The 12,197-nt window shown below is 69.0% G+C and carries 11 protein-coding genes; 6 read left to right on the plus strand and 5 right to left on the minus strand.

What is annotated here, in order from left to right:
- Window positions 1-26 precede the first annotated feature (26 nt).
- Window positions 27-1,619, minus strand: a complete 1,593-nt coding sequence (locus tag NS4_RS09120; protein WP_084487044.1) for a putative glycoside hydrolase — start codon at window positions 1,617-1,619, stop codon at window positions 27-29.
- 118 nt (window positions 1,620-1,737) lie between these two features.
- On the opposite strand from NS4_RS09120, the gene NS4_RS09125 reads away from it, so the two are divergent.
- Entirely contained in the window at window positions 1,738-2,757 is a 1,020-nt protein-coding gene (locus NS4_RS09125) for a polysaccharide deacetylase family protein (RefSeq protein ID WP_063059084.1), read from the plus strand.
- Window positions 2,758-2,860: 103 nt separating this feature from the next.
- Here NS4_RS09125 and NS4_RS09130 read toward each other — a convergent pair whose 3' ends face one another.
- On the minus strand, window positions 2,861-3,733 hold the full coding sequence (locus tag NS4_RS09130; RefSeq protein ID WP_063059169.1) for an aldo/keto reductase family oxidoreductase: 873 nt from the start codon (window positions 3,731-3,733) through the stop codon (window positions 2,861-2,863).
- 128 nt (window positions 3,734-3,861) lie between these two features.
- Between NS4_RS09130 and NS4_RS09135 the strand changes: the two genes are divergently transcribed.
- Entirely contained in the window at window positions 3,862-4,296 is a 435-nt protein-coding gene (locus NS4_RS09135; protein WP_063059085.1) for a winged helix-turn-helix transcriptional regulator, read from the plus strand.
- 57 nt (window positions 4,297-4,353) lie between these two features.
- Here NS4_RS09135 and NS4_RS09140 read toward each other — a convergent pair whose 3' ends face one another.
- Window positions 4,354-4,551: a DUF8691 family protein gene (locus NS4_RS09140; RefSeq protein ID WP_063059170.1), complete on the minus strand. Its 198-nt coding sequence runs from the start codon at window positions 4,549-4,551 to the stop codon at window positions 4,354-4,356.
- Between the two features lie 118 nt (window positions 4,552-4,669).
- Complete coding sequence (locus NS4_RS09145) at window positions 4,670-7,303, minus strand: winged helix-turn-helix domain-containing protein (RefSeq protein WP_063059086.1); 2,634 nt, start codon at window positions 7,301-7,303, stop codon at window positions 4,670-4,672.
- 220 nt (window positions 7,304-7,523) lie between these two features.
- Here NS4_RS09145 and NS4_RS09150 point away from each other — a divergent pair, with 220 nt between their 5' ends.
- From NS4_RS09150 to NS4_RS09160, 3 genes are all read left to right on the plus strand, one after another.
- Entirely contained in the window at window positions 7,524-7,898 is a 375-nt protein-coding gene (locus NS4_RS09150) for an SHOCT domain-containing protein (RefSeq protein WP_063059087.1), read from the plus strand.
- 167 nt (window positions 7,899-8,065) lie between these two features.
- A complete protein-coding gene (locus NS4_RS09155) occupies window positions 8,066-9,130 on the plus strand; it encodes an AI-2E family transporter (protein WP_063059171.1) in 1,065 nt (354 codons plus the stop codon).
- Between the two features lie 84 nt (window positions 9,131-9,214).
- Window positions 9,215-9,643 carry a DUF7144 family membrane protein gene (locus NS4_RS09160; RefSeq protein WP_439955768.1) on the plus strand — a complete coding sequence of 143 codons (429 nt, stop codon included), beginning with the start codon at window positions 9,215-9,217 and terminating at the stop codon, window positions 9,641-9,643.
- Between the two features lie 65 nt (window positions 9,644-9,708).
- Here the strand turns inward: NS4_RS09160 and NS4_RS09165 are convergent, their stop codons facing one another.
- Window positions 9,709-9,939, minus strand: coding sequence for a lipopolysaccharide assembly protein LapA domain-containing protein (locus NS4_RS09165; protein WP_063059089.1), 231 nt, complete (start codon window positions 9,937-9,939; stop codon window positions 9,709-9,711).
- A 406-nt stretch (window positions 9,940-10,345) separates the two neighbouring features.
- Here NS4_RS09165 and NS4_RS09170 point away from each other — a divergent pair, with 406 nt between their 5' ends.
- Window positions 10,346-12,169, plus strand: a complete 1,824-nt coding sequence (locus tag NS4_RS09170) for an alkyl/aryl-sulfatase (protein WP_063059090.1) — start codon at window positions 10,346-10,348, stop codon at window positions 12,167-12,169.
- Window positions 12,170-12,197: the final 28 nt, after the last annotated feature.

The raw sequence follows: 12,197 nt of genomic DNA on the forward strand, positions 1-12,197 counted from the left end.
CGGCCCGGCTGTACGGCGTTACGGTCTCATTTCGGGTCCAGTGCCCCCTGGTGATACGACACCGACGGACTCCACAGGAAGAAGCTGTCGATACCGGTCCGGTAGGTCGCGTCGATCTGCGCTCTGACCTGGGCATCTCCGTAGTCCGCCCCGAGGCTGAAGTCCTGCAGCCACGGGATCACCTTCGCGTTCGTGCCCTTGGTCACGGATTGGAAGTCGCGCAGCGCTGCCGCCACGATGTCGTAGGGCTGGTTGTTCGGGTCGGCGACTCCGTACTCCCCGGTGTTCCAATGCGAGGGGTAGATCATCGGCGCCACGAAATCCACCTGTTCGGCGATGAGCGGGATGTCCTGGGCGATCTGGTCGGGCCGGGAGGCGGCGATACCGTAGACCGCCGCGCTGAGGTGAGCACCGGCGGTGTGCACCGGTTCCCGGGCCTGCGCCAGGAATCCGGCGACGGCGTGGGTCGCCGGTCCGGTGAGCCCGGGGAATCTCATACTGGACAGACTGCCGTCGGGCCGGCGGACGTAGTCGTATATGATTCCGTCGAAGCCCAGTTCGGCGGCCTCGACGGCCAGCGCGATGTTGTAGGCGCGCACTTCGGGATGGGCGAAATTGGTGAACGCGATGGCGCCGTAGTGGCTGGAATAGGGTTGACCGGCCGGATTCTGCACCACCCAGTCGGGCCGCCGGTGGTGCCAGGCCCAGTCGGCCAGGGTGGGATCGCGGAAGGCCACGATCCGGCCGACCACCTGGACCCCCATATCGTGCAGTTGCCGCAGCGCGTCGCGGGGCCGGTAGATCGGGGTGGCGGCGCCGGTGTTGCGGGCCAGCGGGACCCGCGAGTCGTAGCCGACTACGCCGTCCTCGTCCTTGATATCGAGCTGGACGGTATCGATCCGGCCCTGCCTGGCCATGTCCAGCACCGATTCGCGCATCCCGTCGTGCGACCAGGCATGGGCGGTGACGTGGACCGCGCGCATCCGTGGCAGATCGATACCCGCGGCCAGCGGCCGGCTCGTCTCGTTACCCGCGGCGTCGACCGCGACCACCGCGGCGCCGGAGGGATGATGCGGCAGCTCGGTCTCGAAGCTGCCGTCGGGTGCGGGGGTGACCTGCCGGGTGCCGATCGAGACGCGCACGGCGTCGGGCGCCCGCCCGCGCACCGTGACGGGGTCGCGGTAGGAGTCCACGGCGGGCGGTGGCGCTATCTCCAGGGCCGGGGCGGTGGTGTCGACGGTGAACGTCGCCGACACGGCGGGTTCGGCGCGCAACCACCCGAGTGGCCCACCGGCCGGGATCCGCGCGGTGAAGCTGTGCTCGCCGTCGGCCAGGCCCTCCGGGCGGTAGAGCACCGTCTCGCCCTCCACCGTGCCGTTGACCGTCCCGCCGTCCACGGCGAGTACCACCGCCCGCGGGTCGTGCCCGCTGGCATCCACGCGCAGCACCAGATCCGGGAGAGCGGCGGCGCCGACCGGGCCCGGCGGTAGGCCGCTCAGGGGTAGTGCCGGTGCCGGCGAGCGGCCGGCTCCGACGCCGACCGCGACCAACAGAACTGCCAGGACAACACCGAAAACCGAGATCACCAATCGTTTACGATCGGCTGCCCGGAACCGCATGAGCACAACGCATCAACTCCCACGAACACTGTCCCGTCAATATGGACAGATCACGCGCCGCTCAATCTCTTTGCCGGAGACGAAACGTAAATCGTTGCCGGCACGTAACATTCGGGCGATGGTGCGGTTCCCGGGAACAGTCGTACGGGCGGTCGCGGCGGTGGCGGTGGTGTGCGCGGCGGCCACGGCCTGCGAGGTGACACCCGGTGCGCAACCGCCGCAGACCATCCCGGCGGTCCCGTCGCCGGCGGTGACCACCCCACCTCGGCCGGACCCGGCGGCCGTCGGTGCCGACGAACTCGGCGTGGTCCCGATACTGATGTACCACCAGCTCTCGCCACGACCGGGCGGCGAATACGACCAGACGCCCGCCGAGTTCCGCGCCGAACTCGACCGGCTGTACCGGGAGGGATACCGGCCGATCACCGCCGCGCAGTACGCCGCGGGAACGGTGGACATCCCGGCCGGAACCCATCCGGTGGTGCTCACCTTCGACGATTCCACCACCAGCCAGCTGCGGTTCACCCCCGACGGCGTACCCGCTCCGGATTGCGCGGTGGCCGTCCTGGAGGAATTCGCGGCCCGGCATCCGGACTTTCCCGCCCGCGCCACCTTCTACGTCACCGACGATCCCTTCGGCGGTGATCCGCGCGCCCTGCCGTGGCTGGCCGGCCGCGGCTACGAGATCGGCGCGCACACCGCGACCCATCAAGACCTCGGCTCGCTGGATGCCGCCGGTGTGCAACGGGAACTGGCGCAGAACGTGCGGACGATCGCGGCCGCCGCCCCGGGTACCGAGGTGCGCACCATGGCCCTGCCGTTGGGCTCGTCCCCGGCCGATCCCGCCCTGGCTCTCGCGGGGAGCTCGGGCGGAACCGGCTACCGGTTCGAGGCCGCGATGCTGGTCGGCGCGAACCCCGCCCCCTCACCGTTCGGCGCGGTGGACCCCGCCGCGGTGCCGCGGATCCGGTCCGGTCTCGGCCGGGTGCCGTTCGACTCCGCCTACTGGCTCGACGAACTCGCGGCGAACCCCGAGGCACGGTTCACTTCCGACGGCGACCCGCAGCGGATCTCGTTCCCCCGTACTGCGGCCGGTGACCTCGCCCCGCGCTGGGCCGAGCGGGCCACCCCGTACTGACGGGACGGTGGGTGCGCCCCTCGAGCGTGTACGCCCGGGCACGGGCCCTGTTGCGATCGGCGTCCGCGCTCGGGATTGCCCGCCGCCGGTGAAGTCGTGTCGTTCAGCGGCCGATGCTGTTCAGTTCGGCCACGTCCTCATCGGAGAGCACGAGCCGCGCGCCGACGATGTTCTCGTGTAGATGCGCTGTCGATGAGGTGCCGGGGATGAGCAGGATGTTCGGTGAGCGCTGCAGCAACCAGGCCAGTGCGACCGACATCGGTGCGGCTCCCAGCCGGGAGGCGACCTTCGCGAGCGTTTCCGACTGCAGTGGTGTGAAGCCGCCGAGCGGGAAGAACGGCACGTAGGCGATATCGTCGGCGGCGAGGCGGTCGACGATATCGTCGTCGTGACGGTGGGCGAGGTTGTACATGTTCTGCACGCAGACGATCGGAGCGATGGTCCGCGCCTCGGCGACCTGCTCCTCGGTTACGTTGCTGACCCCGAGGTGACGGATCAGGCCCTGCTGCCGGAGTTCGGCGAGTGTTGCGAATGCTTCGGCGAGCGACCCGGGCCGGCGACCTTCGGCGTCGCCCATGCGCAGGTTGACCAGGTCGAGTGCTTCGACACCGAGGTGCTCGAGGTTCTGGTGGACCTGCTCGCGTAGCTCTTCGGGGCGCCGTGCCGGGGGCCAGCCGCCCCGGGCATCCCGGTACGCGCCCACCTTGGTGGCGATGAACAGCGACTCGGGGTATGGGTGCAGTGCCTCGCGGATCAGCTCGTTGGTGATGTAAGGCCCATAGGCGTCGCTGGTGTCGATATGGGTGATGCCGAGGTCGACGGCCTCCCGCAGCACGGCCAGGGCTTCGTCGCGGTCGGCGGGCGGTCCCATGACCCCGGGCCCCGCGAGTTGCATCGCGCCGTACCCGAACCGGGTGACGGTGCAGTCTCCCAGGGCCCGGGTACCGCCGGGGAGGGAGGTGATGGATGTGTTCATGGTGGTGCCCTTCATCGTGCAGCGGGTGGCGCTTCCGGCCTGTCCGCACGATTATTGGAGAGCTACTTCCTCATGGGAAGTAGGCACTCGAGAGTGCGTAACCCGTCTACAGGTGAGGTGTGAGGTCAGTGCCGACGACGAAGGATGCCGAGCGGGCGCAGGCGAAGACGGAGTTCAACGCATTTCTGGCGGCATGCCCGAGCCGCCGGCTGCTCGACCGGATCTCGGACAAGTGGGTCGTACTGATTCTGTGCGCGCTGGGTGGCGACAGTTCCGGTGGGCCCGATGCCTCCGACGCTGCGCGGGCGCTGCGTTACTCCGAGCTCTCTCGCCGGCTGTCGGGGGTCAGCCAGAAGATGCTGACCCAGACGCTGCGATCACTGGAGCGTGATGGCCTGCTCACCCGCACCGTGACCCCGACTGTCCCTGTCACCGTCTCCTACGAGCTGACCGATCTCGGCCACTCGCTCTACGACACGACACGCGGGCTCAGGCACTGGGCGCAGAACCACATGGCGGAGGTTCTCGCGCACCGCGAGGACTACGATGCGCGCAGTTGCTGACAACATCAGAACATCGGCTCGCACCCGGTCGCCGCACGATCTTCGCCGGCCGGTCCCTCAGTCCGGGAGCCGGCGCATCTCGAGCACGGTGAGTCCGAGATTGTCGATCCGGGCCAGGACCGCGCGGACCCCGGTCGGATCGGTGACCGGGCCCGACAGCACCGTGGTGCCGTGTTCTCGATCGCCGTCGAGTTCCGGGAAGGCGGCCAGCGCGCGCTCGGAGAGTTCGCCGTCGATGGTGAACTGGTATCGCATCGCCGTCTCCTGACTCGTCCGGGCCGGTGCGGCGGCGGTGCCGTCGCAGCGGATTCGAGTGTGCGCCGGTCGCACGGTGCGCCACCTCGTCCGCACCGGGTGAACCCCGCTGCCCGCCTCAGAGCAGGCCGGTGCGCCGCGCTTCCTGCAGAGTTTCCATCCGGGAGCTGGTGCCGAGTTTGGCGTAGATCCCGCGCATATGGGTTTTCACGGTATTGATGGACACGCCGAGGTCGTCGGCGATGTGCTGGGTGGTCCGGCCGGACGGCAGCTGGCGCAGGATCGTCAGCTCGGTCGCGGTGAGCGCGGGATGGCCGGCCCGCCGGCGGGCCGGATGGCCGGCGCGTACCGAATCGGCGAACGCGCTGCGGTGGCCGAAGCAGCCCGCGTAGTAGTCGAGCAGTTCGATGGTGCCCGGCACATCGAAGAACGGCCGGGTGATCCGGTGGGTGGCGGCGATGCACAGGCCGTTGTCCACAGCTTCGCGGGTCTTGGAATCATTGCCCAGCTGGTGGTGGGCGCGGGCGTAGAGCAGCCAGCCGGTCAGCTGGGTGACCGGATGCAGATTCGGGGTGGCCGTCAGCAAGGGTTCGACCTGGAGTACGACACCGTGATGGTTACCGGAGGCGGCGGTGAGGGCGGCGCCGGACAGGACGGTATCGGGGGTGCGGCCCAGCACGGCGCGGGCACGTTCGGTGAGATGCTGCGCGGTGGCGGTTTCCCCCGCCTCCAGCAGCGCCCATACCGCGGCCCCGACCAGACCTCCACTGAGCGCGGGGGGCGGGTCGGCGTCCAGCAGCCGGCCGATACTGCGGCGCAGCCGATCCGCGGCGGCGCCCCGGTCGGCCGCATGCCGGCAGTCCAGCAGACTGCCCACCACATGCGGGAGCCAGCCGGCCACCGGCCCCGGCGTTCCGTCGCGCCGGATGTGTTCGGCGCACAGGATCCGGATGTGCCCGGGATGCGGTTCGGTGCCCTGCAGATAGGCGCCGTAGGCCTCCAGGGCGGTGGCGTGCACGGTTTCGGGCAGGTCCAGCAGATCGTGGTCGCGGGCGATGGCGCAGGCACGTTCGGCGCGCTGGCGCATGGTCGTGATCGATCCGGCCAGGCCCGCGGTGACCGCCAGCCGCGTCACCGCGATGAGCCGGAGCCGGGGATGGCAGCGGGACCGGGTACGGCTCAGCGCTATCCGTAATCGTTCCTCGCCGCGGGCCAGTTCGCCGCGCAACGCCAGCGCCGTCCCGGTGGTGACCGCGAGGTAGCCGTCGAGATCGGGCCGGTCGGCGGGCGGCATCCGGTCGGGGAACACACCGTTTTCGGTGGCGCTGCCCGTCGCCACCGCCAGTTCCGCGTCCACCGCGGTGGCCAGTGCCTCGAGCCGGTGCGGTCCCGCCAGCGAGAGCGGATCCTCGTCGGCGAGCAGCCGGGCACTGTCGCGGTAGGCCTGGGCCGAGCCGCTGTCCCCGTGCAGCAGCGCATCGGTGACCTGCAGCAACCGCAGATACGGATCGGCCAGGACATCGGGGGCGGTATCGGCCAGCGAATCGAACAGCGCCGCACCGTCACCGGCGAAGACCAGGGCCAGCGCGTGCTCGGCGAGGAACCCGGCCAGTGGCCGGTGATCGGCCACCGTGAGCAGATGGGGCAGCGCCGCGCGCAATTCCCCGGCCGACATCAGCTGACGCGCGGCGCGCAGTCGCAGATCCGAGCAGAAATCGGTACCGAGCCGGTTCGCTTCGGCGCGGAAGTACGCGCGCAACATCGGATGGTAGGTGTGCCAGACCTTGCCGCCCCGCGTCAGCGAGGTCATCGGGAAGTTGATCCGGTCCAGTTCGTAGAGCCAGTGCGCCGAACCACCACCCACCATGGCGTCGGCGAGTTCCTCGGTGAACTCCTCCACGATGCTGGTGCAGGTCAGGAACTGGCGCAGCGCCGGGGACAGGGTGTCGATGAGCTCGCCCACCAGCAGGTCGGTGAACGCGTGCGGCGGCCGGGCGAGCGCGGTCAGGGCGTCGCGGTGCGCGCCGTCGTGGGCGGCGAGGTAAATGGCTGCGATCCGGACCAGCGCGGCCCAGCCCTGCGTGAGCGACATCAGTATGCCCAGCGACTCCGGGTCCAGCGCGCATCCGTGTTCGGCGCACAGCCCGGCGGCCTCCTCCGGCGACAAGGCCAGGTCCGGGCCGCTCCACCGGGTCAGCCGGGAATGCAGTTCCAGCAGATGCCACCGGATCGGGGGTTCGAATCGGGCGCATACCACGGTCGTCACCGTCGGTGGCGCGTGTTGCAGGAAGTATTCGAGCCCGGCCAGCGCGAGCGGGTCGGTGATCAGGTGGGCGTCGTCGATCACCAGGACGGTGGGCGCGCAATCGTCGGCGAGCGCGGCGATCACCGCCTCGGCCTCGCCGACTCCCGTCGCGGGCTGTCCGGCGCCCGGCCCGGAACTGCCCAGGCGTGTGCGGAGCTCCGCCCACAGCGAGGTCTGCTCACCGATCGTGACCCAGGCGATCCGCGTGTCGTGATGGGTTCGCGGTAGCTGTCGTGCGGCCCAGTCGGCGACGGCCACGGTTTTGCCGATCCCCACCGCGCCGCAGACCAGCAGAACTCCGCCGTTGCCGCTGTCGGCCACGGTATCCAGCGCCGAGTGCAATCGTGGCCGGGACACCGGTGTGAAGGGCAGTACCGGAATGGGCGAGCGGGCCCGGGCCCGCGATACCGGGCGACCCGTCAGATCCAGTGTCGGCGAAGTGGTCACGGTGCCTCCCGAAGACGTCGTCCGAAACAGCACTAGCACGCACTCGGCCGCAGCCTACCGGAGCGAACAGGACTCCCAGCCGGTCGTGAACCAACCTGTTACCAGGGCGTATCCGGTCGAAATCATCCGCAGCGGGTGAGCCGGGGAGCGGGTGGCAGCCATAGCGTGGACAGGTCGCCGGCACCGGGGACCCTGCATCCGAAAGCGAGCGAGGTGGGTCATGTCCTTCTGGGAAGTGCTCTGGCTGATCGTGGTGAGTTTCGCGTTCGTCGCCTATCTGCTGCTGCTCTTCTACATCATCGGTGACCTGTTCCGGGACAAGCACACCTCGGGCTGGATCAAGGCGATCTGGGTGGTGCTGCTGATCGTGCTGCCGCTGCTGGCCTCCCTGGTGTACTTGATCGTGCGCGGCCGGGGTATGACCGAACGCGCGGCCGTGGAAGCCGAGCAGGTCGAGGCGGCGCAGAAGAAATATATCCAGCAGACCGCCGGTACCAGTCCGGCCGCCCAGATCGCCGAGGCGAAGCGGCTGCTGGCCGAGGGCACGATCACCGAGAGCGAATTCGAACGGCTCAAGGCCAAGGCCATGTCGTGACCGGAACCGCTCCGGGCTCCGGCGATCCCGTATCGAATGATGCCCGGCCGGGCGCGGAGGATGCGGGCCCGGGACCCCAGGGGCAGGAGCCGGCACGTGCGGGCGCGGCGCCGGGACCGGAAGGCGCCGGGCGGGTACCGGATAGCTCCCGTCCGGAGCGGTGGGCGATCCCCCGTGGCCTCATTGTGCTGCTCGTCGCGGCGGCGACGGTGGTGGCCGTCACCGGAGCGAAGGCGTTCTCCGGGGTGCTCGGCCCGGTATTCCTGGCGCTGATGTTCGCGATCGCGGCGCAGCCCATCCAGACCCGGCTGCAGCGCCGCGGCAAACCGGCCTGGGTGGGAATGATCGCGGCCCTGGCAGTGGTGTATCTGGTGCTCCTGGGCCTGGTCGCCGCGATGGCGTTGTCGGCCGCCCAGTTGGCGACCGCGCTCCCGGACTATTCCGATCAATTCTCCGCACTGTTCGATCAGGTCCGCTCGCTTCTGGAACGGTTCGACGTGGACCAGGATCGGATACAGCAGGCGCTGAGCGGTTTCGATTTCGGCAAACTGGTCGAGGTGGTCGAGGGCGCGCTACGCGAACTCGCCGGCGTTTTCTCCAATCTGCTGTTCGTGCTGGCCCTGCTGCTGTTCATGGCGTTCGACGGGATGACCATCGGACGCCGGATGAGCGTGGTGGCCGGAATGCGGCCCGATATCTCGCACGCGTTGAGCACCTTCGCCGCCGGCACCCGCAAATACCTGATCGTCTCGACGGTATTCGGGCTCATCGTGGCGGTGCTCGACGGTGTGGCGCTGTGGTTGCTCGCGGTCCCGTTCCCGGTGCTGTGGGGACTGCTGTCGTTCATCACCAACTACATCCCGAACATCGGCTTCGTCATCGGTCTGATCCCGCCCGCGCTGCTGGCCCTGCTCGACGGTGGTTTCACCCGGATGGTGTGGGTGATCGTGCTCTACTGCGTGTTCAACGTGGTGGTGCAGTCGGTGATCCAGCCGAAGTTCGTGGGCGACGCGGTCGGTCTGAGTGTCACGGTCACCTTCCTGTCCTTGGTGTTCTGGTCCTGGGTGCTGGGCGCGCTCGGGGCGCTGCTGGCCATTCCGCTCACACTGCTGGCCAAGGCGCTGCTGTTCGATATCGATCCGTCGACGCGGTGGATGGACGTATTGATCAGCGACCGGCCCCCCGATACCGAACCGGGCGACGAGGAGCCGGCCGCCGGGCCGACGTCGTGAACCCGGTTTTCACCCGCGACGGGTGAGGTGTACCGCCCGTGCCCGGGCGAGAGTCGACGCACACCTGCGCTTGAAGGAGTGGAGATGACTACTGCACGGGAGCCGATGACGAGCACCACCTCCGGCCGGTCCCCGGTACATCAGGGCGTGGCGGCCGGTACCTCGATCGCCGCGGCGATTCTGCTGCTGACCGTCGGCGCACTGTCGGTACTGGAAGGAATCGCGGCTGTCGCCGAAGACGAATTGTTCGTGGTCGGCGTGAACTATGCCTACGAATTCGATATCACCACCTGGGGCTGGGTCCACCTCGTCCTCGGGATCGTGCTGATCATCAGCGCGCTCGGCCTGCTCACCGGAACGACCTGGGGTCGCGGCCTGGCGATCGGTATCGCCGCGCTGTCCATCCTGGCGAATTTCCTGTGGCTGCCCTACTACCCGTGGTGGTCGGTTCTGGTCATCGCCCTGAACGTTGTCGTGATCTGGGCGATCGCGACCTGGCGGCCACAGACCTGATACCGCGCGTGATGCCGGGGCCGGGCATATCCGGCCCCGGCATCGGCGTTTCACCGACCCGGATGTCAGCGCCGGCCGCGCCGGCGGATCAGCAGCCCGGCCACCAGCCCGATCAGGAACATGACCAGCAGGATCAGCCACATCGGCGAAGTCACGGTGATGGGCAGGAAATTTATCTCCACCTGGTCGCGGTTCTCGATGACGAAGATCACCGCGATGACGGTGAGAACCAGGGCCAGCCACTGGTTCACGGTGATCCGGGACAGCAGCGAGGGCTTGGGTTGGCGGTCGGTCATCACGTCCTCCGCTCGGCAGTCGGTCGCAACACTGTGCAGTCTCCGTCGCGGCCGGGCCGTGGGCATCACCCGCCGAGGATGACCCGGCACCGTCGACGGCGACGTTCGCCGCACGCGGTGGTGCGGCCGCGCGACCGCATCACGTGCGGGATCGCGGCCGTACACCCGGCCTATCGCGCCCCGCGCGGCGGGCCGGACCTGCCCGCCCGCCTCCGTCGAGAGAGTTGCGGTCCTTGTCCGAGTAGGCAGTTCACCCGTCGTAGGTGATACGGCGGGTCGCCGCGGGTGCCTAGCGTGGGCGTGCCGGTGCGCGACACCGCCGATCGAGCGCGGATCCCGGCCGCGCGCGCCCGCCGGAGTCCGGCCGCGCCGGAAACCGAGCCAGCCGACAGATCGCGAGGTAACGATGACCACGGAACTGGACTTCGACGACACCGCCGATTTCGGCAATGCGACGCGCGGGTTCATGGCCGAACTCGATCCACCGGTGGTGACGGCCGCGGACGGCTCGGTGGTCTACGACATCGGCGCCTACGAATTCCTCGACGGCGACTGCCCGGACACCGCCCACCCCAGCCTGTGGCGCCAGGGCCAGCTGTGCAGCAAACAGGGGCTGTTCGAGGTGACAGAGGGCATCTATCAGGTCCGTAATCTGGATATGTCGAATATGACGCTGGTCGAAGGGCGCGACGGTGTCATCGTGATCGATCCCTTGTTGTCGGTGGAGACCGCGGCCGCGGGCCTGGCCCTGTACCGCGCGCAACGCGGTGACCGGCCGGTTACCGGCATGATCTACACGCATTCGCACGCGGACCATTTCGCGGGGGCGCGGGCGGCGGTGCCGGCCGGCCATCCGCCGGTGCCCATCCTGGCGCCCACCGGATTCCTGGAACACGCGGTGAGCGAGAACGTCTACGCGGGCAACGCCATGAACCGGCGGGCTGTCTTCATGTACGGGGCGGTGCTCCCGAAAGCGCCCGACGGCCAGATCGGTGCCGGACTGGGGATGACGACCTCCGCCGGGACCATCACCCTGATACCGCCCACCCTCGATATCACGCACACCGGGCAGGAAGAGGAGATCGACGGGGTCCGGATGATCTTCCAGCTGACCCCGGGTACCGAGGCCCCGGCGGAGATGAACTTCCTGTTCCCCGATCGGCGCGCACTCTGTATGGCCGAGAACGCGACCCACAATATGCACAATGTGCTGACCCTGCGCGGCGCGGTGGTCCGCGACTCCCGGATCTGGGCACAGTATCTCGACGAGGCCATCGCCCGGTTCGCCGACAAGGCCGATGTGGCGTTCGCCTCGCACCACTGGCCCACCTGGGGCCGGGAGCACTGGACCACGTGGCTGGCGAACCAGCGCGATATGTACGCCTACCTACACGACCAGACGCTGCGCCTGACCAACGCCGGCTACACCGGGCCGGAGATCGCCGAACAGTTCGAATTCCCGCCCGAGCTCGACAAGGTCTGGACCAACCGCGGGTACTACGGCTCCACCAGCCACAACGTCAAAGCGGTCTACCAGCGGTACATGGGCTGGTACGACGGCAATCCGGCGCATCTGTGGGAGCATCCGCCGGTCGCGCTGGCGCAGCGGTACGCGGCCGACTACGGCGGTGTCGAGGCGCTCGTCGCCAAGGGGCGGGAATACGCCGATGCCGGCGACCTCCGGTTCGCGGCGACCCTGCTCAACCACGCTGTGTTCGCCGAGCCCGGCCACGAGGACGCCAAGGAGACCCTGGCCCAGGTCTACGACCGGCTCGGCCATGGCGCCGAGAACGGGACCTGGCGCAACTTCTACCTGACGGGCGCCCAGGAATTGCGGAAAGGCCCGACTCCCACCCCGATCCAATTGGCCGGTCCCGAGATGATGACCGCGCTGACACCGGAGATGATCATCGACTCGCTCGCGGTCCGGATCGACGGCCTGCGCGCCGCCACGACCGGATTCACCATGGACTGGGAGCTGACCGACGAGGACGCCGTCCACCGCATCACCCTGTCCCACGGCGCGCTCACCCATCGCGCCCCCACACCCGACGCGCCCGCAGTCGGGCCCGCGGACCTCACGCTGACGCTCACCAAGGAGCAACTTCTGAACGCGGTGAGCGGTAGGGGTTTCGACGGCGTGCGGATCACCGGTGACCGGAGCTTGCTCGACACGTTCATCGGGTTGCTGGACACTCCGGATCCGCAGTTCCCGATCGTCACGCCCTGATCGGTGGAGTCCGACCCTCGTGCGAGGC

The sequence above is a fragment of the Nocardia sienata NBRC 100364 genome, from assembly GCF_001613205.1.
Classification (GTDB): Bacteria; Actinomycetota; Actinomycetes; order Mycobacteriales; family Mycobacteriaceae; genus Nocardia; species Nocardia sienata.

Coding starts and splice junctions, on each gene's coding strand:
- NS4_RS09170 (WP_063059090.1), top strand. CDS start 10,346: ATGACCACGGAACTGGACTTCGACGACACCGCCGATTTCGGCAATGCG.
- NS4_RS09165 (WP_063059089.1), bottom strand. CDS start 9,939: ATGACCGACCGCCAACCCAAGCCCTCGCTGCTGTCCCGGATCACCGTG.
- NS4_RS09120 (WP_084487044.1), bottom strand. CDS start 1,619: ATGCGGTTCCGGGCAGCCGATCGTAAACGATTGGTGATCTCGGTTTTC.
- NS4_RS09130 (WP_063059169.1), bottom strand. CDS start 3,733: ATGAACACATCCATCACCTCCCTCCCCGGCGGTACCCGGGCCCTGGGA.
- NS4_RS09125 (WP_063059084.1), top strand. CDS start 1,738: ATGGTGCGGTTCCCGGGAACAGTCGTACGGGCGGTCGCGGCGGTGGCG.
- NS4_RS09160 (WP_439955768.1), top strand. CDS start 9,215: ATGACTACTGCACGGGAGCCGATGACGAGCACCACCTCCGGCCGGTCC.
- NS4_RS09150 (WP_063059087.1), top strand. CDS start 7,524: ATGTCCTTCTGGGAAGTGCTCTGGCTGATCGTGGTGAGTTTCGCGTTC.
- NS4_RS09140 (WP_063059170.1), bottom strand. CDS start 4,551: ATGCGATACCAGTTCACCATCGACGGCGAACTCTCCGAGCGCGCGCTG.